Here is a 26,696-nt window from a genome sequence, read left to right as displayed (position 1 = left end):
AGGAGGCTGCGGCCGCCCCCCGTGGGCAACCGCAGTCCCGACTATTTTACGTGCAGTTACCGCTTCATCAGCCCGAGCTTCGACAGCACGTTAAAGAGCCCTTCCTTGGAAACCGGCTTCACCAGGTAGGCCGCCGACTGCGCGTTGCAGAAGGACTCCATGGCGTCGTTGGACGAGTTCAGCGCGGTCAACATGACGATATTCACGCGCTTGGCAGGCTTCTGCTCCTTCTCGATGTGCCTGATCGCCTTGGCCGCATCGTGACCGCTCATTCCCGGCATCATGATGTCCATGATCACCAGGTCGAAGGGCTCGTCGGTTGCCAGCGCCGCGTTATATTTTTCGAGAGCCTCCATGCCGCTACTGGCCTGGTGACAGTCCGCGGTCGCGCTCAGCAAAGTGGCGACAAAGTCACGGCAAAAAGCCTCGTCATCTACTATCAAGCACTTCATAGCTCTCCCCCAGTTTTTGGTGTGGTGTTCATGCCGTCAGGCACTTCCCTTCGGGAGCGTCCAGTCCTGTGGCACTTTTTCCTATCGGCTCATGGAAACCATTCTTTAGCGCGATAATGAAAATATTGGGGGGGGAGGTTTGTGGCACGCGCCCGGCGGAGTGCGGGAAGAGGCGGACCGGGAGGTAGTGCGGAGGGAAAAACGAAGGGGTGGAGGGAATGCGGGGCAGGCAAGAGCCTGCCCCCCTTTTCTGTCACATGAGCAGGCGTACCGGATTCTCCAGCACCCCCCTCAACTCAACGAGGAACTGCGCAGCGTAGGCGCCATCGACCACGCGGTGGTCCGCGGAGAGGGTGACCTTCATCATTTTGGAGTTCGCCAGCACGCCTGAGCGCAGCACCGGGACGTCCACCACCGCCCCGACCGCAAGCACGCCCCCCTGGGAAGGGGGAATGACCGCGCTGAAGCTGCTGACCTGAAACATACCGAGGTTGGAGACGGAGAAGGTCCCACCATTCATCTCCTGCTCGGTCAGGGCGCCCGATCTCGCCAGCTGCACCAGCCGGTCGGCCTCCTGCGCGATCGCAGGTAGCGAAAGATCCTGACACCCATGGATCACCGGCATGAGCACCCCCTCCGGCACCCCTACCGCCAGGCTGACGTTCACTTCACCGTGGAACTGCAGCCCCTCCTGGGCGAAGCTCGCGTTCAGCTGGGGGAACTTCACCAGCGCGAGCGCAACCGCCTTGACGATGAGGTCGTTGACCGTGATCCGCATCCCCCCCTGTTTCAACTGGCGCCGGACCGATTCCGCCTCGTCCATGGCTATGTCCATGGTCACGGTGAAGTGCGGGATGTGCGCCCAGGAATCCGCGACGGTCTTGGCCACCGCCGCCCTGAGCCTGGACATCGCCTTCACCTCCTGCACCAGCCTCGGCCCCTTGGCCTTGTCCTCAGCCGGCACCGCCTCAACCTGGGGTTGAGCCGCCTGCGCCTGGGGTTGCGCCAGGGGCTGGGCCGGACGCGCCGCCTCGGCGGCTTCCAACGGCTTGCCCCCTTCCCCCTCCAGGTCCTGAAGCAGGATGCGCCCATCGGGACCGGTGCCGCGGACCTGGCCCAAGTCGATCCCAAGTTCGCGGGCACGGCGGCGGACGACCGGTGCGGCCCGCTCCCTCCCGGCGGGCGCCGTTTCCTGAGCCGGCCCGCCGGAATAGGGAGCCCTGGTCTGGATGTACTGCCGGGGTGCGCCGGTAGATTCGCTTACCGGCTGGGTCTTTTCATCTCCCGGACGCGGTGGTGCAGCCGGAGCCTGTTTTTCGCCTTCTCCGAGGGCCAGATCCGCAGCCTGGGCCGGTTCAGCTCTAGGGGCGCCCCCCTCCTCTCCGCCTGTCGACGCCACGCGCGGCGCCTCACCCCCCTGAGCCGAAACGGTTTCCGCCGCTCCCTGTTCCGCCTGCGCCTGGGGTTCGCCCGCCGGCTCCTCGCCGCCTCTTTCCGGCTGCACCGCTTCCGCCGGTGGGGGCTCTGCTCCGGCGGAAGCGCCATCTGCACCCCCAGCCTTTTCCCCCGCCTTGCCAACCACGGCGATCACCGTCCCCACTGGCACCATTTCGCCTGACTGCACCCTGATCTCCAGCAGCACCCCCGGTGCGTAGGCCTCAAGCTCCATGTTGGCCTTGTCCGTCTCCACCTCGGCGATCACCTCACCGCGGCGCACCTCGTCCCCGACCCGCTTTTTCCAAGAGACCAGTCTCCCCTCGGTCATGGTGTCGGACAGCTTAGGCATGACGATCTCGTTCATGGCGGCTCCTCAGTACGATTCGTTAAGAAGGTCGCGTACCCCCTGCACGATCCCTTCGGCCTGCGGGATGCAGAGTTTTTCGATCTTCCGGGAATAGGGCATTGGCACGTCGAGCCCGGAGATGCGGCGGACCGGCGCGAGCAGGGTGTCGAAGCATCCCTCGTAGATGCGGGAGGCGATGTCGCCGCCAAGGCCGGCGCTTTTCCAGCACTCCTCGATCACGAGGGCGCGGCCGGTCTTGCGTACCGAGGCGAGCACCGTCTCCATGTCAAGCGGCACCAGCGTGCGCAGGTCGATCACCTCGCAGGAGATCCCGTCCTTTTCCAGCTGCTGGGCGGCCTGCAGCGCCAGGATGGCCATCCGTCCATAACCCACCAGGGTCACCTGGTCCCCCTCCCTCGTCACGGCAGCCTTGCCGAAGGGGACCAGGAACTCCGGGTCTTCCGGGACCTCCCCCTTGCTGTTGTAGAGTAGTTCGTGCTCCAGGTAGATGACCGGGTTGTCGTCGCGGATGGAACTCTTCAAAAGCCCCTTGGCGTCGGCAGGGGTCGCAGGATAGGCAACCAGCATTCCCGGACAGTGCATGAAGTAGCTTTCCAGGCTCTGCGAGTGCTGGGCGCCGAGTTGGCTCCCCCCGCCTCCCGGCATCCGGATCACCATGGGAACCTTGGTCTGCCCGCCGAACATGTAGCGCACCTTGGCCATGTGGTTCACGATCTGGTCCATGGCGAGCAGAGCGAAATTCACCGTCATCAGCTCCGCCACCGGCCGCACTCCACCCATGGCGGCGCCGACCGCGACGCCCACGATGGTGTTCTCGGAAATGGGGCAGTCGCGAACCCGCAGTTCCCCGAACTCCGACAGAAGTCCCCGGGTCACCTTGAAGGCCCCCTCGTAGAGAGCCACATCCTCGCCGTAGGTCACGACGGTCTTGTCGCGCCGCATCTCTTCCTTGAGCGCCAGGTTGATGGCGTCACGATAGGTCATTTCAGCCATACGTCGTCTCCGTTAGCGCAGGTGATCGTTACTTTCCGCAGTACAAGGTACCAATACTAGCAAAGCATTAAATGAAAACAACGAGGGTGAGATCAAATTCAGACAGTTCCAGTCCAGGGATCATGTCTACACAACGGTGAGCGTAAAATTCTTGCAACAGCAATGCAAGTACGGTAGGGTCGCGGGTATGAAATCGGCCATGGAACGCTCGACATCCAAAATAAACCTGCTGGCGTTGGTTCTGGCCGTCGCGGTCTTCTTTGTCTCGCAAGGGATCATCGTACCCAACCCGTGCGACACCCCCCTGCTGTCCGCCAAACACCTGACTCAGAGCTCACACGACGCCTGCCTGCTGCACTCCGCCAAGGGGAGCCAGTCGACCAAAACTGCGCACGCTTTTCCCCTGGCCGTCTTGGCGGAAGCCCCGCCCAAGGTGCCGGTCATCCTCGGCAGTCACACCGTATCATCTCTTGCCACCCTCGCCTTCACCTCCGCTGATCGCAGCACCTCCCCTGCCCGGGCTCCTCCCGCTTAGCGTCCCACTCTATCGTCATTCATCCGGCCCGTTAGACGACAGGCCCGTCACCCGGCGCGCCAACTAGCGACGAGGGTTCGCCAGCCTGTCACAGGTCCGCTCAGGCGGAGCTGCACTCCCGTGCACACTCCAGCGCCGTCGTGCGCCTTCTTCCCACCTGAGCGCACCATGCCCGTCGCCGGACCGACAGCTTCGGCGAACGACAGCCGTCCCCCCAAAGACAGAGCCGGGGATAACCCGGCATCAGGGAGCTATGACCATGCAAATTATCAGCAACACCCAAATAGATTTCATCGGAAAGCGCACGTTGAGTTTTGCCGTCTCCGCGCTTATCACTATCATCGGCCTCTTCGGAGCGCTCCAGATCGCAACCAACAGGGCCAACATGGGGATCGACTTCTCCGGCGGCACCTCCGTCCAGGTGGCCTTCACCCGTCCCGTCCAGCAGGATAAGGTGCACAAGGCTTTGTCGGCAGAACTGCACAAGGAGGTCAATCTCCAGGAGATCAGCGGCGGCAACCGGTTACTGATCAAGGTCGGAAAATCAGGTACTGATTCACTCAACGTGGCGGACAGCATAACCGGCAGGCTGAGGGCGGAATTCCCAGACAACGCGTTCGTGGTGGAGAGCTCAAACGAAGTAGGCCCTTCCATCGGCGACAAGCTCAAGAAAGATACGCTACAGGCAGTAGCACTTTCCATGGTCGGCATCGTTTTCTACATCGCATGGCGCTTCGACTTCAACTTCGGAATAGGAGCCGTAGCGGCCACGTTGCACGACGTTCTGGCCATGATCGCCCTGTTCTATCTCCTCGACAAGGAGGTCAACCTTCTTTTCATAACTGCCATCCTGACCATCGCCGGGTATTCTTTGACTGACACAGTAGTGATCTTCGACCGTATCAGAGAGAATCTGAACAAGTCGGTCCTGGAAGCAAAAGGGGAACTCTTCAACCGGAGCATCAACGAAGTACTGCCGAGAACTATCATTACCTCGCTCACCACCTTTCTGGCCGCCATATCCTTGTATCTTTTCGGGGGCGAAGCCATAGGCGATTTCGCACTGGCCCTCGTTGCCGGCATCGTGATTGCGACCTATTCATCAATCTTCATCGCGAGCCCAATCGTTTTGCAACTGGAGCGAAGGGACGAGGCCAAGAGGCAGGCCCGCGCCGAAACAGCCGGGGCGCCGGAGAGCGATGGGGATCAAAGGAGAACCTGATGCACGATCTCAGCCTTATCATGACCGTGACCGGCGGCTTCGTCGCCGCCCTGTGCTTTGGATACCTGGCGCACCGGATCGGTCTGTCTTCCATTGTGGGCTTCCTGCTGGCCGGAATCGCCGTGGGGCCCTACACGCCGGGGTTCGTGGCGGACCGGCACATGGCCGAGCAGTTCGCGGAAATCGGCGTGATTCTGCTGATGTTCGGCGTAGGCCTCCAGTTCCACTTCAAGGAACTGCTGCAGGTAAAGCGCGCCGCGGTTCCCGGGGCACTGGGCCAGAGCGCGGTGGCGACCCTGTTGAGCGCAGTGGTGGCGGTCGGAATGGGCTGGAGTTGGCCCGCGGGCATCATCTTCGGTCTGGCCGTGTCGGTGGCGAGCACCGTGGTGCTGTTACGGGTGCTGGTCGACAACAATGAACTGCACACCCCCGCCGGGCACATCGCTGTCGGCTGGCTCGTAGTCGAGGATCTGCTGACCGTCTTTTTGCTGGTAATCCTGCCGGTACTCTTCGGACCGCAGGCGACAAGTGGCGGCAACCTCCCTGCCGCAATCGGTCTGGCATTGTTGAAGATCGGCCTGCTGATCGTCGTCACCTTCTGGGGGGGGGGCAAGGTGATCCCGCGCATTCTGGAACACGTGGCGGAAACGCACTCCCGCGAACTCTTCACCCTGACCGTGCTGGTGCTCGCCCTAGGCATCGCCGTGGCGTCGGCCAAGTTCTTCGGCGTCTCCATGGCGCTGGGCGCTTTCCTGGCAGGAATGGTGGTGAAACAATCCGACTTCAGCTTCCGAGCGGCAACCGAGGCGCTGCCGATGCGGGATGCCTTTGCCGTACTCTTCTTCGTCTCTGTCGGAATGCTGTTCGACCCTGCCCACCTAATGCAGCAACCTGGCCTCGTGCTCATCGTCCTCGCCATCATCGTCATCGGTAAGCCTCTGGCCGCCGTGGCCATCATGCTTGGCCTTGGCTACGCACCACGGGTCGCCCTCTCTGTGGCCTTAGCCCTGGCACAGATCGGGGAGTTTTCCTTCATACTGGCGTCGGTCGGCAGGGACCTGGGGGTGTTGGAGAAAAGTGGTGCCAACACCCTCGTCGCCGCGGCCATCATCTCCATCAGCCTGAACCCCCTTCTGTACCGCTGCATCCCGTTTTTCGAGCGGCAAGCGAAAGGGACACGGTTGTGGCAGTGGCTGGAGGCGCGCTCCCGCCCGGATTACACGGGGGCCCACGCGGACGGCACCACCTCCTCCAGCAGCGATCGCGCCATCGTCGTTGGTTACGGCCCCACCGGAAAAACCCTGGCGCGTCTGCTCACTGAAAACGGCATCGAACCGTTCGTCGTGGAGATGAACCTGCACACGGTGCGGCAACTGCAACAGGAAGGGATAGGCGCGCTTTACGGCGATGCCAACCTCAGGGAAACCCTCGAGGCAGCCGGGCTGGAACAGGCCGTGGCGCTGGTGCTGACCTCGGCGGGGATGCAGGGCGAGGAAGAGGTTATCCGGCTGGCACGGCAGCTGAACCCGCAGTTACGCATTCTGGCCCGGACCAGCTACCTCAGGGACATGCCGACACTGTACCGTGCCGGAGCCAACGCCGTGTTTTCTGGGGAAGGAGAGATCGCCCTCAACATGACCGAGCATATGCTGCGCGGACTGGGGGCGACCGATGAGCAGATCGACCGGCAGCGTGACCGGGTCAGGGCGGAGTTGGCAACGATCGGTCAGTAAGCCGGGGATGCGCCTGTGCTGGTCGCTGAGGGACGGGGAAAAGCTGCCAAGGAGATGGCAGAGTTGCGTGATTGGCAAGGATGAGATGGCGCCCCGTTGGGGCGCCATCGGATCGACATCAAACGTAGATATCCTCCCATACCTCGGCGTCCTCGGGCCAGGGAGACTCCTCGGCGAACCGGACGCTTTCCTCTACCTGGGCCAGGCAGCGTTTGGTGACCTCATCGAACTGCTCCTGGGTCGCTATACCCTCCTCCATGAGCCGGCGCGAAAGATTTATGATCGGGTCCCGGCTTTTCCAGACGTCCGTTTCCGCGGAGCTCCGGTACTTGGCGGGGTCGGACATGGAGTGCCCGCGGAAGCGGTAGGTGACCGCCTCGATGAAGTAGGGGCGCTGCCGCTCCCGCACCCACTCGGCGGCCCGCTTGGTGGCCTGGTACATGGCGATCGCATCCATGCCGTCCACCTTTTCGCTGGGGATGTCGTAGCCGCAGGTGCGCCGGTGCAGCGCCGCCTGGGCGGAGGCGCGATGCACCTCGGTGCCGATACCGTAGAAGTTGTTCTCGCAGATGAAAAGCACCGGAAGGTCCCAAAGACGCGACCAGTTGAGCGACTCGTGGAAGGTTCCCTGGTTCATGGAGCCGTCGCCAAAGAAGCAGGCGGTGACCCGGTCCTCTTCGAGGAGCTGGCTCGCCCAGGCAAGCCCCGTGGCGATGGGGAACTGGCCGCCGACGATGGCATATCCCCCCATGAAGTTGAGCTCCGGTGAGAAGAGATGCATGGAGCCCCCCTTTCCCTTGCAAAGCCCGGTTGCCTTGCCGAAGAGCTCCGCCATCACCTTTTTGGGCTCGGCGCCGCGGACGATGGCCTGGGCATGGTCACGGTAGGCGGAAAGGATGTAGTCCTTTTGCTGCAGCCCCGCCGTGGCGCCGACGGCGACCGCCTCCTGCCCAGAGTACAGGTGCAGGAACCCGGTGATATGCCCCTTCGAGTACTGCTCGGCGCAGCTCTCCTCGAACTCACGGCAGAGCACCATCTGCTCATAGAAGCCGAGCAGTTCCTCCTCGGAAAGCAGCTCCCTCAGGGTTTCAGCCATGATTCTCCTCCTTCACAGAATTGAGCAGCCCGCCGGCAACGAGCTCACGGCGCTCGCGTTCAGAGGCGTGCAAGAGAGTCGTCATCCCGGTGCCGCCAACATCAATAGGGATCTCGGTGGCGCCGCTGCTGACAAGTTCGCGCAACCGCGGGATGCTGATGCGATCCCCCTGCTTGATGCGGTCGTAGTCGGCCGGGTCCTTGAACACCAACGGCACGATACCGAAGTTGATGAGGTTTGAGCGGTGGATCCTGGCGAAGCTCTTGGCGATCTTCACCCTGATGCCCAGGAAGCGTGGCGCGAGGGCGGCGTGCTCACGCGATGAGCCCTGGCCGTAGTTTTCGCCCCCCACCACGGCGCCGTCCCCCTTTTCCGCCGCCCGCGCCGCGAACTCCGGATCCGCCTGCTCGAAAACGAACTTGCTGATCGCCGGGATGTTGCTGCGGAACGGGAGCACCTTGTTCCCCGCCGGCATGATGGTGTCGGTGGAGATGTTGTCTCCCACCTTGATGATGACCTCCACGTCGAGCCGGTCCGGAAGCGCCGGGAACTCCGGGAAAGGGACGATGTTCGGGCCGGTCACGATCTCGACCGAAGCGCCGTCGTCAGGCGCCGCCTGGATGCCGGAGTCGTCCACCAGATAGCGGTCCGGGTTCTTCACGTCGGGCCACGGGAGCAGCTCCGAGAGTTTGCGCGGATCGGTCACCACGCCGAACACGCCGGCCGCTGCAGCGGTCTCCGGCGAGCAGAGGTAGACCCGGTCCTCCTTGGTGCCGCTTCGTCCCGGGAAGTTGCGCGGGAAGGTGCGCAGGGAGACCTGGTTGGTGCCGGGGGCCTGCCCCATGCCGATGCAGCCGAGGCACCCGGGCTGGTGCACCTGCCCGCCGGCCAGGAGCAGCATCATGAATCCGCCGCGTGCCACCACGTTTTCGAGCACCTGGCGACTGCCGGGGTTGATGTGGAAGGCGAGCCCCGGGGCGATGCGGCGCCCCTCGAGGATGCGGCATACGGTCATCAGGTCGCGGAACGAGGAGTTCACCGAGCTCCCGACGATGACCTGGTCCACCTTGAGCCCCTCGATCTCGGAGACCGGCACCACGTTGTCCGGCGAGGAGGGGCAGGCGATCAGCGGCACCACCTGGGACAGGTCGATCTCGTCGTACTCGTCATAGCCGGCGTCCGGGTCGGCCGACAGTTCGCGCCAGACCCCGCCGCGCCCCTGCGCTTCCAGGAAGGCGCGGGTGTTCTCGTCACTGGGAAAGACCGTGCTGGTCGCCCCAAGCTCCGCACCCATGTTGCCGATGGTGGCGCGGTCGGTTGCCGAAAGGGTGGCGACACCCGGCCCGTAATATTCAATTATCTTTCCCACCCCACCCTTCACCGTGTGGCGCCTGAGCATCTCCAGGATCACGTCCTTCCCCGAGACCCAGGGCTGCAGCCGCCCGGTGAGCTTCACACCCCAGATCTTCGGGCAGGTGAGGTGAAAGGGATACCCCGCCATGGCGAGCGCGACGTCCAGCCCGCCGGCCCCGATAGCGAGCTGCCCCATCCCCGCCGCCGTCGGAGTGTGCGAGTCGGCGCCAAGGAGCGTGGTGCCGGGGACGCCGAAACGCTCCAGGTGCACCTGGTGCGAGACGCCGTTACCCGGCTTTGAGAGATTTACCCCGAACTTCTGCGCAGCGCTGGCGAGGAATGCGTGGTCGTCGGCGTTCTTGTTGTCGGTCTGCAAAAGGTTGTGGTCGACGTACTGCGCCGCCAGCCCGACCTTGACCCGGGGGAGACCGGTCGCCATGAACTCGAGCATGGCCATGGTGCCGGTCGCGTCCTGCAAGAGGGTCTGGTCGATCCGGATCGCTATCTCGCTCCCCGGCACCAATTCCCCTTCCACCAGGTGCTCCTTCAATATCTTTCTAGCCAGATTGTCTCCCATCCTAGCCTCCTAAAACCGCGGGCTTGCCGCGGCAGGGGACTGGCTCCGCAGGTGCCTGCCCCCCTGATCAGCCGATGCTGGAGTCCTCCATCAGTTCCTTCAGTACGACCGCGTTGTTATGTTCTTCGTCCTTTGCCGCATAAAGAAGGGTCAGCGTGCCGCGTGCTGAAAGCTCCGCAAGCTCTGCTAGGAGCGCCCCCTGTCCCTCCAGTTCCTTGCGATAGCGCTCCCGGAACCCGATCCATTTTTCCGGATCGTGCCCAAACCAACGCCGCAGTTCATCGGAGGGGGCAAGTTCCTTCTCCCAGCGGTCCAGCTGCGCCTTGTCCTTGGAAATCCCCCGGGGCCAGAGCCGGTCCACCAGCACGCGCACCCCGTCCTGCGCTGCCGGATCCTCGTATATCCTCTTCAGGCGGATCATGGCTTCAGGCCGTGAACGGGTGCAGTCCCGCCATGACCCGCTGCAGGCTCTGCTTCACCGTGATGGAAAGCTCGTTCAGCTGGCTGTTTCCTACCAGTGACAGCCCGGCAACCGGATCCATCACCATCACCACGGTGCGGGACTCGCTCGCGGAGTAGACCGCGACGTTGCAGGGGAGCAGCGTCCCTATGTTTATCTCGACACCGAAGGCCTGGTAGGCCAACCCGGGGTTGCAGGCCCCGAGGATGTGGTAGTTGCGGAACTCTTTATCGAGCTTTTCCTTGAACTTGTGCTTCACGTCGATCTCGAACAGGACACCAAACCCCTCCTTCTGCAGTTCCTGGTGCACCCTGGGGAGGGCGTCGGCAAAGGGGAGCGCCATGGTTATACCAAAGGCATAGGGAGTGGTCAGGGGCTTCGCCTCCTGCGCTTCAAGGGCTTCTGCTTTTTCTTTCAAGCTCATCACCTCTCTTTGAATCTGTTCAGGGAGATCGCTGCGAATCATGCGCTCGGCCTGATCATCCTTGGGTACCCACTCGACCTCTATGGTCAACACTTGCGGGGCCACCGGGTTTTGCACGGAGGACGGCACCACCCTGTTCACGACGCGGCCGGTGAACAGCGGATGTTCCATGAGGAAGTAGCGCACCTCCCCGTGCACCTTGTCGAGCACCACCTTCTCCGTGATCAGGAGCCCCTCCCCCCTTATTTCTCGCAGCAGACCGTTGCCGTAGTGCTGCAGGGTACGCGACTGCGTCACCCCGGGCAGGTACGAATGCGGCTGTTCCATCTTTTCAATGAGAAGATTCCATACGGTGTCGAGTGCGGCATGTACTTCGCAGCTATGAGAGATTTTGCGCATGGCGTGCACCTCCCGCTCGCTCTGTCCCCGAAGGGTTCATTAGATATTGTATCCCTCCTGCGAAACAACTTGAATACTTTACCCGATTGTTCAGGGGCAGCAACGAAAAGCTGCGGTTTTTTCATGGGAATCTATCGACGGTCAGTACCCGCCACGGTGCTTGCGGCGGAGGGAAAGGCGCCGCCGCACGAGGTGGGCAAGCCGTGGCTTGTCTTGCGCGCCGATCTCATCTAAGATAGCGCCGGGAAAAGCCCAATAGACGCCAGGAGGATTTGAGGATGGGAAAGTGTGCCCTGATAACTGGAGCATCGTCGGGATTTGGCGCCGCTTGCGCGCGGGCGCTGGCAGAACATGGCTGGAAGCTGGTACTCACCGCCCGGCGCGAAGAGAAGCTGCAGGCACTGGGGCGGGAACTGGCCGGGAAGACCAGGGTTCACACGCTGGCGCTGGACGTGCGCGACGGAGACGCCGTGGCCGCCGCCTGCGCCGGCCTGCCGCAGGAGTACGCTGAAGTGGACCTGCTGGTCAACAACGCGGGACTCGCCCTGGGGCTGGAGCCCGCGCACCAGGCGGTGCTTCAGGATTGGGAAACCATGGTGGATACCAACGTCAAAGGGGTGATGTACTGCACCCGTGCCATCCTTCCCGGCATGGTGGCCCGCAACCGCGGCCACATCGTGAATATCGGCTCCGTGGCCGGAAGCTGGCCCTACCCCGGCGGCAACGTCTACGGCGCCACCAAGGCCTTCGTGCAGCAGTTTTCCAGGAACCTGCGCGCCGACCTGTTGGGGACCGCCGTCCGGGTCACCAACATCGAGCCGGGCATGGCGGAAACCGAATTCTCCCAGGTCCGCTTCAAGGGGGACGACGACAAGGCTCAGCGGGTGTACACCGGTAGCGAGCCGCTGCGGCCGGAGGACATCGCCGACATCGTGCTATGGGTCGCTTCGGTTCCGGCGCGAGTGAATATAAATAGCGTCGAGGTGATGTCGGTGCACCAGGCCTGGGGACCCCTGGCGGTGCATCGCTCGTGACGACGCGCCCCCTGACATCAAAGGCTGCAGGCATTCGGGGTCCCCTCCCCCTCCCTTGACGGGAGGGGAACCAGGCCCCTCATGGAATTCCCGTCCTGGACACGAAAAAGGGGAGCGCCATAGACCGGCGCCCCCCTTTCTTGCTACGAGCCTCTCACGCCGCCAACCGACGGCTACTGCTCCCCGTTCTCCCCGGGACTCTCGCCATTACCGCCATTTCCGTTGCCGTTCTGGCCGGTGTCCTTCAAGAAGTCGATGAACTCCTTGTCCAGCTTGTTGAAGTGGGAGCGGAGCCACTCGCACATGGCGGTGATGACCGCCACGATCATCAGGGTGTTGTCCCCCTGCTCGGCGTGCAGCGACTCCAGGCGGAGCACCTCCCTGAAAAAGATCTCGTGCTGCACCTTGTGGGACTGGTAGCCGGGGTACCCAGCCTCCAGCATCAGCTTCTCCTCGTCACGAAAGTGCCACCGCACGTACTTCTTGAGAAACCACATCAACCTGCCGATCTCTTCGGCGCCCTTCCTGCTCTTGGCCCCCTTGAGCAGGTCGTCGACGCGGCGCAGCAGCTCCCTGTGCTGCTTGTCCACCGCCTCGCTCCCCGTCGCCATGTCCTCGTGCCACTGCGTCAACATTTCCCGTCTCCTTGTACCCCACGGCAGCTGCAAGTGCCGCCGAAACCGCAGAACCGGTTTTTTCAACCGGCTGTCGCTTACATCGGCAGCAAGTCCCACTTCCTTGAGAACTTTCGTTAAAAAAAAAGCCCCGGGATCGCCCAGGGCTTTGAAAGTATTGACGGGCCCTGCCGAAGCTAGGCCTTTTTCTCCTCGTTCAGCTGGACCACGTCCTCGCCGGCGGAAGCCTTCTTGAAGTTCTTGATGCTGCTCCCCAATGCCTGCCCGAGCTGGGGCAACTTGGCCGGGCCGACAACCACGAGGGCTATCACGAGCACGATGATCATTTCCGGCATACCGAATCCAAACATTTACCTTCTCCTTTGAACTCCCGCGCCGGGGAGTTGTTGCGTTGACGCCTCTTGGTTCAGGCCGCCCCCTGGGCTAGGCCTGCGCTTGGTGTGCTTCCTCTGCGGCAGGGAGGTTCTCGATGCCCGGCCTCGCCTTGTCGCCGTTTCTCAATTCGTAGTATTCCTGCGGGGTGTTGATGTTACTGAAGGAGTCGAAGTCGGGATCGAAGCCCGCCACCTCGCCGGCGGGTATCTCGTTCACCTTCAGGCTGGGCAGGATGGAGACGATGCGCCGCTTCCCCTGCTCCAGGCACTGTTCCATGGCGGCCAGGGCACTCTTGTTGTACACGGCGTGCAGTGGCTCGTAGCCGTGTTCGCTCCTGGGGAGCACCAGGTCGCAGCCGCCGCGGCGCCCGGCGATGTGCCTGATCAGGGCCGGATCGAGATGCGGCATGTCGCAGGCGACGGTGAAGACGCTCGGGGTGCTGGCCTGGGCGAGCCCGGCGTGGATTCCTGCCAGCGCGCCCATGCCCGGGTAGAGGTCGGCCACCTTGCGGCAGGGCAGGAACTGGTACTGTTCCGGGGCGTTGGTCACCAGGATCACTTCCGGGAAGATCTCCGAGAGTTCCCGGTAGATGCTCTCGATGAAGCGCCCCCCCTTGTGCGGCAGGAGCGCCTTGTTGCTCCCCATGCGGCTGGATGCGCCGCCGGCCAGGATCACGCCGGTGACGCCGGCGATCTTCTCCGGACCGGAGGTGATGATGGCCTCGGGATGGGTGTAGACCTTGAAGCTGTCGGCCCGCACGTACCCCACCAGGGTGATGCCGGCCTCCTCGGCCATCTTCACCGCCATGTCGGTGGGCGAGGTACGCGAGGCGATCAGGTCGATCCCCAGAAGCGACGCCTTGGCGACCAGTTCGGTGGAGACGCGCCCCGAGGTGACCAGTATGGTTCCAGCCAGCGAGATCCCCTTCAGGAGCGCCTCGCCGGCGATTCTGTCAATGGTATTGTGGCGGCCGATGTCCTCGGCATGCAGGAGCAGCGTGTCGCTCCCGACCCCCGCGGAGTGCATCCCGCCGTGGTTTTGGTACCCTTCGCACTTCTGCGCCAGCTGGTTCATCAGGGCGAAGATGGTCTCGGGCGCGTGCACCCGGGAGGGACCGCACTTCTGGACCGGTTCCGGCATATTGAAGCTGATCCCGGTGCCGCAGCCGGAGGTGAGCACCGGCTTCAGGCGCTCGGGGAGTTCGCCGCGGATGGTGACGCTCGCGGCGCCGAAGTCCTGGCAGATGGCCAGCGCAAGGAAGTCTTCGACTTTGGTGACGAAGCCCTGCAGGCGCAGGAAACCGGCAACCAGGAAACGGAGGTCGTGGGGGGAAGCGATCAGGGTCGCCATCTCGCGCCCGTTCACCACCAGCTGCAGGGGATACTCGTTCACCACCCCGCCTTCCACCTGCTCCATGACGCCCTTCTTGAAACTGTAAATAGTTGCCACCTGCGGACTCCTTGAATCTGATCTGGCTCAAAGCTGTTGCCGTCCCCCGCCCTGCCCCTCCCCCGCCGTGTGCGGGAGAGGGGACTACGGGAGGGTTTCCTCGTACTTCTAAGCTGTTACTGCGTAAGATTCAAACGGTTGCTGCAACTTCCACTACGCCTTGGCCGCACCGTGAGCATGGCCTTTCTCGGTTTTGCGGAAGTGGTCCGGGATCGAGTAGTCGACGGTCTCGGGATGGTGCTCGAAGATCGGGAAGTACTTCGCGATCAGCACGAAGAACAGGATGTGCGCCGCGATGATGCCGATGGTTACCACGGACTCCAGGAAGGAGGGGTAGTAGAAGGTTCCCGGAGCCTCCATGCCGAACATGGAGACGTTGAAGCGGTTCAGGATGACGCCTGCGATCACCAGCCAGGCGGCGGTGGCGCGCAGACGGTTGTTCTCACGCACGTTGCCGTTCATGAGCATGACCAGCGGCAGCAGGACACCTACCGCGACTTCGACGACGAAGAGCACCAGCAGGCCGGGACGGTTGAAGAGCGGCCCCTGGGTGAGTGCCACCAGGGAGAACACCTTCACGGTCAGGTACACCGTGATGACCCAGGGAAGGATCTTGGCCAGGGTCTCGAGCAGTTCGCTCTCGTCCGGCTGCCCCATGTACTTGTGGCTCATGGTGGCCTCCACGATGATGATGGAGATGCCGGCGCACATAGCGGAGAGCCAGAACAGAAGCGGCAGCAGCGGGTTGTACCAGAGGCTGTGCAGCTTGTCGACCGCGATCAGGAAGAAGGTGCCGAGCGACGACTGGTGCAGGGTCGAGATGGAGGCCGCCGCGACCACCAGCGGCATCTCGATGGTGCGCAGAAGGCGCAGCGGCACGTGGTAACCGAACTTCTCGCACACCGGCGACAGGAACTCGAGGAAGAGCACCGTGGTGTAGGCGGCGATGCACATGGAAACCTCGAACATCGGGGAGTGCGGGTTCCAGTACACCATGGTGTGCCAGCAGCGCTGCGGCTGGCCGAGGTCGAGCAGGAGGCCGACGCAGACCAGGGAGTAGCCGAGGAAGCCGGTCACGATGGCCGGGCGCACCAGCGGCTCGAGCTTCTTGATGTGGAAGCAGTGCACGATGGCCCCGAGGGTGAAGGCACCAGCCGCCAGAGGTACGGCGGTGACGACGTCGAAGGAGATCCAGAGCCCCCAAGGGAAGGTGTCGTTCAGGTTTGTGGTGACGCCCAGACCGAACACGAAACGGGCCAGGGAGGCGAGTGCGCCCAGAGCCACCAGGACGATCAGGAACTTAACGAAGCGGTGGTAGCCCTTGATCTCGTTAACGATTATCTTTGCAGCGGTCATCTAGCTCTCCTCCTTCGGCGTAGCGCCGGATTTTCTCTGCTCCTCTTCCTTGGCGATCCTCTCCTTCCTGTGGTTGAACCAGGAAAGCAGCGACAGCGAGCTGCCGACGGTGAGGAAGATGCCCGGGACCAGGCGCAGCGCCTGCCAGGTGTAGGACGGGAGCGGACGCTTGGTGACCGGCTTGAAGCCGAGCTCGTCGAAGGGGAGCGCGGTCAGGTAGATGACCGAGGTGCCGCCCGCCTCTTCCGAGCCGTAGAGCTTCTTCAGGTACTTCTCGGGACGAGCCGCGATCCTCTTGTTGGCTTCCTTGATCATCTCCTCGCGGTTGCCGTAGGTGATGGCGGAGACGCAGGTGGTAGCGCAGGCAGGCTTCAGCCCTTCCTTCACCCTGGAGTAGCAGCCGGTGCACTTTCTCACCAGCGGCAGGGCCTTGCTCCACTCGTACTTGGGCACCCCGAACGGGCAGGCTACCATGCAGAAGCGGCAGCCGATGCAGCGTTCCGCGTCATAGGTGACCGGGCCTTCCTTGGTCTTCTTGAAGGCGCCTACCGGGCAGACGGATGCGCAGGCAGGCTCGTTGCAGTGCATGCACATCTCTTTGTAGAAGGCGAACTCGTTCTGCCCGTTCTTCTCGTAGTCCCGGAACTTGATGCGGGTAAAGGTGTATTCCGACATGAGCGGCGGGTTCTGGTAGCCTTCGCCGGTGAAGAACTCGGTCTTCTCGGCGCCCAGCTGGTTCCACTGCTTGCAGGCGACCTGGCAGCCGCGGCAGCCGGTGCACTTGGTCATGTCGATCAAAAATGCTTTGCTTTTGTTGAAGTCTTGGTTCTCGCTGCTCATGCGCGTTTACCCCCTTTCTCGATGTTGCAGAGGAATGCCTTGAACTCGGGGATGCTTGTGTTCGCGCAACCGACCGACGGCGTAAGGACGTTGCCGGAGTCGCCGGTAGCAAGACCTGCATAACCGAAGTGCCAGGGGAGACCGACCTGCTCAACCTCTTTCCCCTGCACGTTGAACGGCTTCAGCCTGGAAGTGACCAGGGCCTTCGCCTCAATGGAACCGCGCTCGGTGGTTACCTTGACCATGTCGCCGTTGCTGATGCCTTTGGCACGTGCCAGCGTCTGGGAGATCTCCACGAACATGGTCGGGACCAGTTCCACCAGCCAGGGGAGTGAACGGGTCATGGCGCCTGCCTGCCAGTGCTCGGTCATCCTGTAGGTGGTGCCGACGAACGGGAACTTGGCCGTGTCGCTCGACATGTTGGCCGGGATCTTCACGGCCGGGTTGGTCTGGGTCTTGGACATGAGGTTCTTGGCCGGGCTCTCCACCGGCTCGTAATGCTCGGGGAACGGACCGTCCTTCATGTCCAGGGCGTAGAGGCGACCGTGACCTTCAGGCAGCATGATGAAGGGATATTTCCCTTCCTTGGCGTCGTTCATCGGTGGCCAGGGACCGTCGGGCACGTCGCCCTTCCATTTCTTCTCCAGGGCATCCCAGGTGATGACCACGCGCTTGGGGTTGAACGGTACGCCGTCCGGGTTGACCGAACCGCGGTTGTAGATGATGCGACGGTTGACCGGCCAGCACCAGGACCACTTGGGGTACATGCCCAGACCAGTCGGGTCGGCCAGGTCGCGGCGCGCCATCTGGTTCCCTTCCTTGGTGTAGGAGCCGCAGTAGATCCAGCAGCCGGAGACGGTGGAGCCGTCGTCCTGGAGGTACTTGAACATCGGGACCTGGTCACCTGCCTTGAACTCCAGGGTCTTGTCCTTGTCGACGATGGTCATGTCCTTGGTGAAGTAGCCGTTGATCTCCTTGGCCACCATATGCACTTCCGGCTCCTCGCCCTTGCCGTAGTTCCAGGAGAGCTTGGTGATCGGCTCGGGGAAGGCGCCGCCTTTTTCGTAAGCCTTCTTCACGCGGGTGGCAAACTGGTTGATGATCCAGAGGTCGCTCTTCGCGTCACCGACCGGCTCGGCGGCCTTGTAGCGCCACTGGGCCCAGCGGCCGGAGTTGGAGATGGAGCCTTCCTTCTCGACGGAAGAGGCTGCCGGCAGCATGAAAACCTCAGTCTTGATGTCCTTCGGGTTGACGCCGGGGCGCTTCCAGAAGATCGAGGTCTCGGTCTCCCAGAGGTCGACGGTGACGAGCCAGTCCAGCTTGCCGAGCGCCTCGCGGGTCTTCAACGAATCCGGGCCGCCCACGGCCGGATTCTGGCCCATGCAGACCAGGCCCTGCAGCTCGCCCTTACCCATCTTCTCCATCAGCTTCATGAACGAGTAGTTGCCGCTTCTCTTGGGGAGGTAGTCGTAGCAGAAACCATTTTCCTTGGTGGCGTTGTCGCCGTACCAGGCTTTCAGGAGGCTCACGGTGTACTTCGGGGTGTTGCCCCACCAGTTGGCGCTCTTCGGATCCTTGGTCTTAGGAGTCCATTTCTCGAGGTAGGACTTGAGGTCGACGTTGTCGAACTCGGGCGACTTCAGGTAACCCGGTAGCAGGTGGAAAAGCAGACCGTAATCTGAGGAACCCTGGACGTTGGACTCGCCGCGGAGCGCGTTGACGCCGCCACCGGCGATGCCGATGTTACCCAGAAGCATCTGCAGCATGGCGGTAGCGCGGACGTTCTGGGTGCCGTGGGTGGACTGGGTGATACCCATCGCGTAAAGGATGGTACCCGCCTTGTCGGCGCGGCCGGTGGAGCAGAAGGCCTTGGCGACGGCGATGTAGTCTTCCTTCTTGGTGCCGGTGATGGAGCAGACCATCTCCACGGTGTAGCGGGAGTAGTGCTTTTTCAGGAGCTGGAACACGCAGCGCGGGTCCTTGAGGCTGTGGTCGCGCTTGGGGTTGCCGGAACCGTCGACCGCGTAGGCCCAGGCCTTCGGGTCGTAGGTCTTCTCCTGGTCGTCGAAGGAGCAGAAGATCCCTTCGTTGAAGTCGTACTTCTCGTTCACGATGAAGGCCGCGTTGGTGTACTCGCGCACGTACTCCTCGTGAATCATGTTGTTCTGGAGGGCGTAGTTGATCATGCCGCCCAGGAAGGCGATGTCGGTGCCCGGACGGATCTGCGCGTAGTGGTCCGCCTTGGAGGCGGTCCTGGTGAAGCGGGGATCGACGGCGATCAGCTTGCCGCCCTGATCCATGGCCGCCTCGATCCATTTCATGGAAATCGGGTGATTCTCGGCCGGGTTGCAGCCGATGGCGAGGATCGCGTCAGCGTTTCTCAGGTCGATCCAGTGGTTGGTCATTGCCCCACGTCCAAACGAAGCCGCCAGACCGGCGACTGTAGCGGAGTGTCATATTCGGGCTTGGTGTTCGAGGTTCGCGACCCCCATGGAGCGGGCGAACTTGCTCCAGAGGTAGCACTCCTCGTTGTCGAGACCGGCGCCGCCGAGGAATGCCATCCCTTCGGTGCGGTTGACCACGTACTCCTTGTTGTCCTTCTTGTTGATCTCTTTCGCCTTGAAGGACTTGTCGCGCGTCTCCTTCATCTTCTGCGCGATGCGCTCCAGGGCCCAGTCCCACGACTTCTCTTCGAACTTGTCGCTGCCGGGGGCGCGGTACATCACCTTCTGCAGGCGGCGCTCGTTGTTGGCCACCTGGAACAGCGCGCTACCCTTCGAGCAGAGCGCACCCTGGTTAATCGGGTGCTGGGTGTCCCCCTCGATGTTCACGATCTTGCCGTTCTTGGTATGCACCACAAGCCCGCAACCTACCGCGCAGAAAGGACAGATGGTGGTCGAGCTTTTCAGCCCCTTGGTCCGCATCTGCGGGGCGTCTGCGCCGCCCGCTTCCGCTTTTTTGCCGGAGAGGATCAGCGCCGCTGCCGCCGCCCCCCCCTGCAGAAACTCACGTCGTGAAACTGCCATGTTGAATCTCTCCTTTTTCCATGATAAACGTCGTCGACGCCGGATAAGCACCGCGTATACGGCAATTGCCATGCCAGCGCGTAAACGTTTACTATAAAAATAGTTGTGTACCGTAAACATCCGAAATGATAATGTTGTCTGCGCCAACCGGGATTTTCATTAACGTTAACTTTAATTAACAATTGCGTCTTTTTGTCAAAATGTGTGACATTTTGTCCAAGACGCGCCCCCCAGCAACGGCGCGGGAAAGAAGCGAGGAACGCCCCAAAATGACACAAGAAAGAATTCTCATCTGCGACGACGAGGAAGGGATCCTCATCTACCTGAAGAAGCTGTTGCAGACCCAGGGGTACCTGGTGGAGACCTTCAACGCCGGCTCGCTGCTTTTGCGCCGCCTGCGCGAGGGGGACCCCGGGGACGCGGATTTGATCCTTCAGGACGTCAGGATGCCGGATCTCGACGGCATCAGCGTACTGCAGGAGGTGAAGCAGCTCCGTCCCTCGCTCCCGATCATCATCATGACCGCGTTCGGCACCATCGACGCCGCGGTGGAGGCCATCAAGCTCGGGGCCTACGATTACGTCACCAAACCGTTCCCGAAGGAGAAGATCCTGAGCGTCCTGAAAAACGCCCTGGAGAAGGAGCAGCTCCTGCAGGAAAACCGGGCGCTCAAATCGGAGATCGGCAAACCCATCCTGCAGGACGCCATCATCTTCAGAAGCGCCGTGTTCCAGGAGACCTACGACCTCACCCTCCAGGTCGCCGCCAGCGAGGCGAACATACTGGTGCTCGGCGAATCCGGCACCGGCAAGGAACTCATCGCGGGTGCCATCCACTACAACAGCCCCCGGCGCGAGCGCCGCTTCCTCTCCATAAACTGCGCCGCCCTCACCGAGACCCTTTTGGAGAGCCAGCTCTTCGGGCACGTGCGCGGCGCTTTCACCGGCGCCATAACGCACCAGAAGGGGCTCCTGGAGGAGGCCGACGGCGGCACCCTGTTCATGGACGAGATCGGCGACATGAGCCTCCCCATCCAGGCGAAGCTTTTGCGCGTGATCCAGGAGCGCGACTTCATCCCGGTCGGCGCCACCCGCAGCAAGAGCGCCGACATCCGCTTCGTCGCCGCCACCAACAAGGACCTCGAGGAGGAGGTGCGCGCCGGGAGGTTCCGCGAGGACCTCTACTATCGCCTGAACGTGATCAACATCCCCTTCCCCCCCCTGCGCGAGAGAAAGGACGACATCGAGCCGCTGGCCCAGCATTTCCTGAAAAAATACAGCCTCAAGATGAAGAAGGAGGTAACCGGCGTGACGCCGGAGGCGCTGCTGATCCTGTGCGGCTACGACTGGCCCGGCAACATCCGCGAGCTGGAAAACGTCATGGAGCGCGCCGTGATCCTCGCCCGGACGCCGCTGGTGACCCCCAAGGAGCTCCCCATCTGGCGCCGTCAGCAAAAGGTCGCGCCCCCCCCCGAGCCGCAGCTCGTCTCGCTGGAAAACATGGAGAAGGTGCACATCGAGCGGACCCTGCTCGGTACCGGCTACCACAAGAGCCGCTCCGCGGAGATACTCGGCATATCCCGCAAGACGCTGGACCGCAAGATCGCCGAATACGGGATCGCCATCCCCTCATGAATATCCCCAGGCTCCGTTTCCCCATCAAGACCAAGCTGACGGTCGCGACGCTGATCCCGCTGGGGATCGCCATCCTGATCTGCTGGATGGCCGGCGTTTTTATCCTGAGCGCCAAGGTAGCAGCGCAGGCACAGGAGAAGGTGCGTTACGACCTCTCCGTGGCGCGCGAGGCGTACCTGAACGAGTTGACCCGGCTCTACGATGCGGTGAAGCTCTCCGCCTCTTTCGGCAGGACGGCCGAGACCGTGGCGGCCGCCGACCAGCACGCGCTTGCCGCCACCCTGGCCCCGGTGCGCAAAAGCGAGCACCTTGACATCCTGGCGGCGGTCGACGCCTCCGGGAAGGTCATCTTCCGCGCCAACAACCCCCGGCAGTTCGGCGACGAGAAACTGCGCAACCAGTTCGTGGCGCGCGCGCTCAAGGGGGAACTGGTGAGCGGGACCACCATCATCCCGACCGGCGAACTGGCCCTGGAGGGGGAGGAACTGGTGCGGCAGGCGCATGTCACCGTGACCGGAACCCGCTCCGACCCCACCCCCCCTGCCCCGCTCAACGGCGCCATGTTCCTTTTCGTGGCCGCCCCGGTGCGCGACCCCGCGGGCAACGTCGTCGGTGCCCTCTACGGCGGAGTTCTCCTGAACAACAACAAGAAGCTCGTCGACAAGATTAAGAACGTGGTCTACGAGGGGGCCAAGTCCAACGGCCGGGACGTGGGTAATTCAACCATCTTCCAGGGGGACGTGAGGATCGCCACCAACGTCCCCAATACCGACGGCAGCCGCGCCATCGGGACCAAGCTCTCTGCGCCGGTTTACGACCGCGTGCTGCTGAAGGGCGCCAAGTGGGTCGGGAGGGCCTTCGTGGTGAACGACTGGCACCTGACGGCATACGAGCCGATCCTGTCGCTGCAGGGCGTGCCGATCGGTGCGCTCTACGTGGGGATGCTGGAGAGTCACTACTCTGCGGTAAAGACCGACATGGCCGTCCTTTTAAGCTTCGTGCTGCTTCTGAGCGGGCTGACCGGGGTCTCCATGGCGGGTTTTCTCGGGCGGAAGCTTGCGCAACCGATCAAGGAACTTGAGCTGTTGACCCGGCGGGTGGCGGCGGGCGAGAGGGACGTCAAGAGCAACATCGACTCGCGCGACGAAATCGGCGACCTGGCCGAGCGCTTCAACGACATGAGCCAGTCCCTTGCCGAGCGCGAAGACAGCATCATCGAGCTGAACCGGAACCTGGAGCAGAAGGTGCAACTGAGGACCGCGGAACTGGAGGAGAAGAACCGGCTCCTGGTGCAGACGCGCGAGGAACTGGTGCGGGTGGAGAAGCTGGCGGCGATCGGTGAACTGGCAGCCGGGGTCGCCCATGAGATCAACAACCCCATGGCCATCATCCGGGGCAACACCGAGCTTTTACAGCTCTCGGTCCCCGAGGATGCGCCGAACCGGGAGGAAGTGGACACCATTTTTCAGCAGGTGAAACGGGTGGAGCGGATCGTCTCGAACCTGTTGAAATTCGCCCGGCGCGAGCAGATGGAGCGCGGCGAGGTGCGGCTGAACGAGCTTTTACACGAGATAGTGGGGCAATTGGGACACCAGGTCTCCCTGGAGGGGATCGAGGTGCTGGAGTTATACGCGGAGGAGACGGCCGTGATCGAGGGTGACGAGGACCAGCTGCGGCAGGTGTTCACCAACCTGATCCTGAACGCGGTGCAGGCCATGCCGCAAGGGGGCGCGCTCTGCATCAGGAGCGCTCCGGTGGGAAGCGGCGACCATTACGAGGTGAAGATTTCCGACACCGGGGTCGGCATCCAGCTGGAAAACTTGAGGCAGGTATTCAACCCCTTCTACACCACCAAGGCCAACGGCACCGGGCTCGGGTTGTCCGTGAGTTACGGCATCATAAGGGAGCACGGCGGCTGCATCGACGTGGAAAGCGTGCCCGGTCGCGGGAGCAGCTTCACTGTGCTGCTCCCCTGCGAGCACTGAGCAGAAAAAAATGGCCGCGAGCGCAAAGCGCCTCGCGGCCGTTCAGTTTTCAAATTCTTGCAGGTCCACAGCGTCCACCAGGTCCACCGGGTCCATGTCGTCCACCAAAAGCGTGCACGCCAGTTCTCAGCAGCCGGCACCACCACCGTCCCCCGCAGCCGCCAGCCCTACACCACCACCTTATCCCCCGGCCTTACTACCCCTCCCTTCAGCACCCTGGCGAAGATCCCTTCTTTGGGCATGACGCAGTCGCCGGCCTGGTAATAGATGGCACAGCGGGTGTGGCATTCCTTCCCGATCTGGGTCACCTCGAGGAGGGTCTCCCCCAGCTCGATCTTGGCGCCGATGGGGAGGCTCACCAGGTCGACCCCTTCGGTGGTGATGTTCTCGGCGAAGTCCCCTTCCTTCACGTCCAGCCCGAGCGCCTGCATCTTGGCGATGCTCTCCTGGGCCAACAGGCTCACCTGGCGGTGCCAGTCGCCGGCATGGCCGTCTCCGACGATCCCGTGCTCCTCGCGCAGGGTGACCTCGGGTACCGGGGTCTTCCTCTCTCCCTTGTTCTTGCTGATATTGACGGCGATTATCTTCCCGATCATGCGTTCTCCTTTTTTTCAGCCACCCACGCGGGACATGGCGAAAGGTTTGGTTTCGACTCCTTCATCGGTCACTTCATGGCGCCCCGGTTTGGCCGCGACGATGCGCCTGATTTCGGTGCGCAACAGCCCGTCGTCACCCGTCGCCAGCACCGGCTTCAGGTCGACCCCTGCCCCGGAGAACAGGCACCCCTTGGCGACGCCGGAGGCGGTCACCCGCAGGCGGTTGCAGCCGTCGCAGAAGTGCCCGGTCATGGCGGTGATGATCCCCAGCGACCCAGGCGCACCCTGGACCCGGAAGTTCTTGGAAGGGCCGGAGCGCTCGCTGTTGGTGCTCTCCTCTATGGCGTACTCCCGGGCGATGCGCTCCCTGATCTCGGCACCGGGGACTGTGCGGTCGCGCCAGTCCGCGTCGCCGCAGGTGGGCATGTACTCGATGAAGCGGACCGCGTAGGGGCGCTTAAGGGTCAGCCCCACGAAATCGAGGATCTCGTCGTCGTTCACCCCGCGCATCACCACCACGTTGATCTTGTGCGGCGGGAAACCGACCCGCTCCGCCTCCTCGAGCCCGTCCAGAACCCGCTGCAGTTCACCCCCGCGGGTGATGGCGGCGAAGGTTTCGGGCTTGAGCGAGTCGAGGCTCACGTTGAGCCTCTGCACCCCGGCATCTCTCAGCCCCTGGGCCATCTCCTTCAAGAGGAGGCCGTTGGTGGTCAGGACCAGTTCTTTCAGGCCCGGCAGCGCGGCCAGTTCGGCCAGGAAACCGAGAATACCCTTGCGGACCAGCGGCTCGCCACCGGTCACCCGGATCTTCTCTATCCCGGCGGCCACCGCTTCCGCGGAGATCCTGAGCAGGTCCTCGTAGGAGAGCATCTCGCAATGGCTCAGCTTCTCCACCCCCTCTTCGGGCATGCAGTAGCTGCAGCGTAAGTTGCAGCGGTCGGTGACCGAGAGACGAAGGTAATTGATGCGCCTGCCGTACGTATCGATTAAGGACATGACTTTCTCGTAAAAACAGATAATTGTGGTGAAAAGTGGCAACGAAACCGCCGTTGGTGCGGGTCTTTGCAGCCATTTCACCATGCACACTCTGCAAAACGATACTCCGTTTGTCAAATGGAAAGCAACCACTTTAATGAAGCCACCCGAGCCGGCGCGCCGGCGGAAACCGGAAAGTATACGGCTGCGCCTTTGTACCTAAAGCAACGGGGAAACTGCGATTGCGGCGCGACTTAGAGAGGCATTGAGGTCAGGGTGCTGGGCCCCTTAACCTAAAATAATTGTTTATTTGGTGCCAAATATGCTATGGATTTGTGAAAATATGCAGAACATCTCCGAGCCGCGCCGTCTACCGGGAAAATTCCCCAGGGCGCCGCGACCGATGGGTGCTGCCGGAAACGGCACCGCCTCCCTCTTGGAAAGGAGAAGCACCGCCGCACGAGCGCACGGGCCCCTCTTCCTTACCGGAGGTCGGGCCTTTTTCTATATCGCCATTACCAGGGGAAACAAATGACAAACTACGAGGCAGCCAGGCGCATGGTGATCGAGAAGGTGGCGCCCGCCGGTGTGGAAAGGGTGCTGCTGCTGGCGGCGGCAGGAAGGGTGCTGGCCGAGGAGTACGTGGCGCCGACGGACATGCCGCGCTGGGACAACTCCGCCATGGACGGGTTCGCCGTCAGGAGCGCCGACTGCGCGCCGGGGACCGTCCTTAAGGTCACCGACTACATCCCCGCGGGCGTCAGCTCCGGGGACGCGGTGACGCCGGGGTGCGCCGCGCGGATCATGACCGGTGCCCCCATCCCGCCGGGGGCCGATGCGGTCGTCCCGATAGAGGAGACCGAGAACACGGCGGAGAGCGTGAAGCTGCTGCAACAGGTGAAAAAGCACGACCACATCCGGTTCCAGGGCGAGGACGTGCACGGCGGCGAGACGATCATGCCACGGGGAACCGTGATCGGTGCGCCCCAGGTGAGCCTTATGGCCTCTTTCTCAACGGTGCTGGTGCCTGTTTACCGCAAGGTGCGGGTGGCCATCCTCTCCACCGGTGACGAGCTGGTCGAGGTCGGCACCGAGCCCAGGGAGAGCCAGATCGTGAACAGCAACACCCTTGCGCTCGCCACCGCCATCAAGCTCTGCGGCGCCGAACCGGTGATACTCGGCATCGCCCGCGACGACAGGGAGAGCCACCGCGCCCTGCTCTCCGAGGGACTGAAGGCGGACGTCCTGATCACGTCGGCAGGGGTCTCCGCCGGAGACCGCGACCTCGTGCGTGAAGTCCTGGCGGAACTGGGCGTCGTGGAGCAGTTCTGGAAGCCGGGCATCAAGCCCGGCGGCCCCACCGCCTTCGGCATGAAGGGGAACGTCCCGGTCTTCTCCCTCCCCGGCAACCCGGTCTCCACCATGATCACCTTCGAGGAGTTCGCCCGCCCGGCGATCCTGCGCATGATGGGGCACGAGAAGGTGTTCCGCCGCACCGTGCGCGGCGTCCTGAAAGAAGGGGTCCGCAAGAAAGCCGGCAAGGTTAATTTCCTGCGCGTCCACGTCGCCATCGAGGGGGGGCGCTATATAGCCAGCACCTCCGGCGATCAGAACACCGGAATACTGAAGACCATGCTGCGCTGCAACGCGCTGGCCATCCTCCCGGCGGAAGCGACCGAGTTCGCCGCCGGTGCGGAAGTAGATCTGCACCTGCTCGACCCCACTTTGGAAATGGAGGTTTAA

General features: G+C 62.8%; 22 protein-coding genes and 1 riboswitch. Of the genes, 7 read left to right on the top strand and 15 right to left on the bottom strand.

The genetic code is table 11. The features are described 5' to 3' along the window. Positions 1–56: 56 nt before the first annotated feature. The 3 genes from KP001_RS04990 to KP001_RS04980 all read right to left on the bottom strand — a co-directional run bounded on the left by KP001_RS04990 (position 57) and on the right by KP001_RS04980 (position 3,249). The gene (locus KP001_RS04990) at positions 57–452 is read right to left on the bottom strand and encodes a response regulator (RefSeq protein ID WP_216802204.1); all 396 of its coding nucleotides are present in this window, start codon (positions 450–452) and stop codon (positions 57–59) included. A gap of 253 nt (positions 453–705) precedes the next feature. Further along, on the bottom strand, positions 706–2,253 hold the full coding sequence (locus tag KP001_RS04985) for a dihydrolipoamide acetyltransferase family protein (protein WP_217288464.1): 1,548 nt from the start codon (positions 2,251–2,253) through the stop codon (positions 706–708). Between the two features lie 9 nt (positions 2,254–2,262). Next, positions 2,263–3,249 (bottom strand): alpha-ketoacid dehydrogenase subunit beta, encoded by a 987-nt coding sequence (locus KP001_RS04980; protein WP_217288463.1) that lies wholly within the window; start codon positions 3,247–3,249, stop codon positions 2,263–2,265. A 199-nt stretch (positions 3,250–3,448) separates the two neighbouring features. On the opposite strand from KP001_RS04980, the gene KP001_RS04975 reads away from it, so the two are divergent. From KP001_RS04975 to KP001_RS04965, 3 genes are all read left to right on the top strand, one after another. Further along, positions 3,449–3,784 carry a hypothetical protein gene (locus KP001_RS04975; RefSeq protein ID WP_217288462.1) on the top strand — a complete coding sequence of 112 codons (336 nt, stop codon included), beginning with the start codon at positions 3,449–3,451 and terminating at the stop codon, positions 3,782–3,784. A 259-nt stretch (positions 3,785–4,043) separates the two neighbouring features. Then, positions 4,044–5,006 (top strand): protein translocase subunit SecF, encoded by a 963-nt coding sequence (secF, locus tag KP001_RS04970; protein WP_217288461.1) that lies wholly within the window; start codon positions 4,044–4,046, stop codon positions 5,004–5,006. Next, entirely contained in the window at positions 5,006–6,739 is a 1,734-nt protein-coding gene (locus KP001_RS04965) for a cation:proton antiporter (protein ID WP_217288460.1), read from the top strand. Before secF ends, KP001_RS04965 begins: the two co-directional genes overlap by 1 nt. A gap of 118 nt (positions 6,740–6,857) precedes the next feature. Here KP001_RS04965 and pdhA read toward each other — a convergent pair whose 3' ends face one another. The 4 genes from pdhA to KP001_RS04945 all read right to left on the bottom strand — a co-directional run bounded on the left by pdhA (position 6,858) and on the right by KP001_RS04945 (position 11,048). Further along, on the bottom strand, positions 6,858–7,835 hold the full coding sequence (gene pdhA, locus KP001_RS04960; protein WP_217288459.1) for a pyruvate dehydrogenase (acetyl-transferring) E1 component subunit alpha: 978 nt from the start codon (positions 7,833–7,835) through the stop codon (positions 6,858–6,860). After that, a complete protein-coding gene (locus tag KP001_RS04955) occupies positions 7,828–9,765 on the bottom strand; it encodes an aconitate hydratase (protein ID WP_217288458.1) in 1,938 nt (645 codons plus the stop codon). The genes pdhA and KP001_RS04955 overlap by 8 nt, the downstream gene beginning before the upstream one ends. Before the next feature lie 67 nt (positions 9,766–9,832). Continuing rightward, positions 9,833–10,186, bottom strand: a complete 354-nt coding sequence (locus KP001_RS04950; RefSeq protein WP_217288457.1) for a DUF488 domain-containing protein — start codon at positions 10,184–10,186, stop codon at positions 9,833–9,835. Positions 10,187–10,190: 4 nt separating this feature from the next. Next, positions 10,191–11,048: a DUF302 domain-containing protein gene (locus KP001_RS04945; RefSeq protein ID WP_217288456.1), complete on the bottom strand. Its 858-nt coding sequence runs from the start codon at positions 11,046–11,048 to the stop codon at positions 10,191–10,193. 278 nt (positions 11,049–11,326) lie between these two features. On the opposite strand from KP001_RS04945, the gene KP001_RS04940 reads away from it, so the two are divergent. Beyond that, complete coding sequence (locus tag KP001_RS04940; protein ID WP_217288455.1) at positions 11,327–12,082, top strand: SDR family oxidoreductase; 756 nt, start codon at positions 11,327–11,329, stop codon at positions 12,080–12,082. A 173-nt stretch (positions 12,083–12,255) separates the two neighbouring features. Here KP001_RS04940 and KP001_RS04935 read toward each other — a convergent pair whose 3' ends face one another. The 6 genes from KP001_RS04935 to fdnG form a co-directional block, all read right to left on the bottom strand. Beyond that, positions 12,256–12,717 (bottom strand): bacteriohemerythrin, encoded by a 462-nt coding sequence (locus KP001_RS04935; protein WP_217288454.1) that lies wholly within the window; start codon positions 12,715–12,717, stop codon positions 12,256–12,258. 176 nt (positions 12,718–12,893) lie between these two features. Continuing rightward, entirely contained in the window at positions 12,894–13,067 is a 174-nt protein-coding gene (tatA, locus tag KP001_RS04930; RefSeq protein WP_129126225.1) for a twin-arginine translocase TatA/TatE family subunit, read from the bottom strand. A 73-nt stretch (positions 13,068–13,140) separates the two neighbouring features. Further along, positions 13,141–14,541 carry a formate dehydrogenase accessory sulfurtransferase FdhD gene (gene fdhD, locus KP001_RS04925; protein WP_217288453.1) on the bottom strand — a complete coding sequence of 467 codons (1,401 nt, stop codon included), beginning with the start codon at positions 14,539–14,541 and terminating at the stop codon, positions 13,141–13,143. Positions 14,542–14,694: 153 nt separating this feature from the next. Next, complete coding sequence (gene nrfD, locus KP001_RS04920; protein WP_217288452.1) at positions 14,695–15,897, bottom strand: NrfD/PsrC family molybdoenzyme membrane anchor subunit; 1,203 nt, start codon at positions 15,895–15,897, stop codon at positions 14,695–14,697. Then, a complete protein-coding gene (locus tag KP001_RS04915) occupies positions 15,898–16,737 on the bottom strand; it encodes a 4Fe-4S dicluster domain-containing protein (RefSeq protein WP_216498883.1) in 840 nt (279 codons plus the stop codon). Beyond that, on the bottom strand, positions 16,734–19,763 hold the full coding sequence (gene fdnG / locus KP001_RS04910; RefSeq protein ID WP_217288451.1) for a formate dehydrogenase-N subunit alpha: 3,030 nt from the start codon (positions 19,761–19,763) through the stop codon (positions 16,734–16,736). The genes KP001_RS04915 and fdnG overlap by 4 nt, the downstream gene beginning before the upstream one ends. 269 nt (positions 19,764–20,032) lie before the next feature. Between fdnG and KP001_RS04905 the strand changes: the two genes are divergently transcribed. Then, positions 20,033–21,397: a sigma-54-dependent transcriptional regulator gene (locus KP001_RS04905; protein ID WP_217288450.1), complete on the top strand. Its 1,365-nt coding sequence runs from the start codon at positions 20,033–20,035 to the stop codon at positions 21,395–21,397. Next, positions 21,394–23,382, top strand: a complete 1,989-nt coding sequence (locus KP001_RS04900) for a cache domain-containing protein (RefSeq protein WP_217288449.1) — start codon at positions 21,394–21,396, stop codon at positions 23,380–23,382. Before KP001_RS04905 ends, KP001_RS04900 begins: the two co-directional genes overlap by 4 nt. A 167-nt stretch (positions 23,383–23,549) precedes the next feature. Here KP001_RS04900 and KP001_RS04895 read toward each other — a convergent pair whose 3' ends face one another. Continuing rightward, complete coding sequence (locus tag KP001_RS04895; RefSeq protein ID WP_217288448.1) at positions 23,550–23,978, bottom strand: MOSC domain-containing protein; 429 nt, start codon at positions 23,976–23,978, stop codon at positions 23,550–23,552. Positions 23,979–23,993: 15 nt separating this feature from the next. Continuing rightward, the gene (moaA, locus tag KP001_RS04890; RefSeq protein WP_217288447.1) at positions 23,994–24,974 is read right to left on the bottom strand and encodes a GTP 3',8-cyclase MoaA; all 981 of its coding nucleotides are present in this window, start codon (positions 24,972–24,974) and stop codon (positions 23,994–23,996) included. Positions 24,975–25,295: 321 nt separating this feature from the next. Further along, positions 25,296–25,416: riboswitch (molybdenum cofactor riboswitch) on the top strand. 68 nt (positions 25,417–25,484) lie between these two features. Here moaA and KP001_RS04885 point away from each other — a divergent pair. Beyond that, positions 25,485–26,696, top strand: a complete 1,212-nt coding sequence (locus KP001_RS04885; RefSeq protein WP_217288446.1) for a molybdopterin molybdotransferase MoeA — start codon at positions 25,485–25,487, stop codon at positions 26,694–26,696.

The sequence above is a fragment of the Geomonas subterranea genome, from assembly GCF_019063845.1.
GTDB classification, from domain to species: domain Bacteria; phylum Desulfobacterota; class Desulfuromonadia; order Geobacterales; family Geobacteraceae; genus Geomonas; species Geomonas subterranea.
This window is presented reverse-complemented; position numbering and strand designations above follow the sequence as displayed.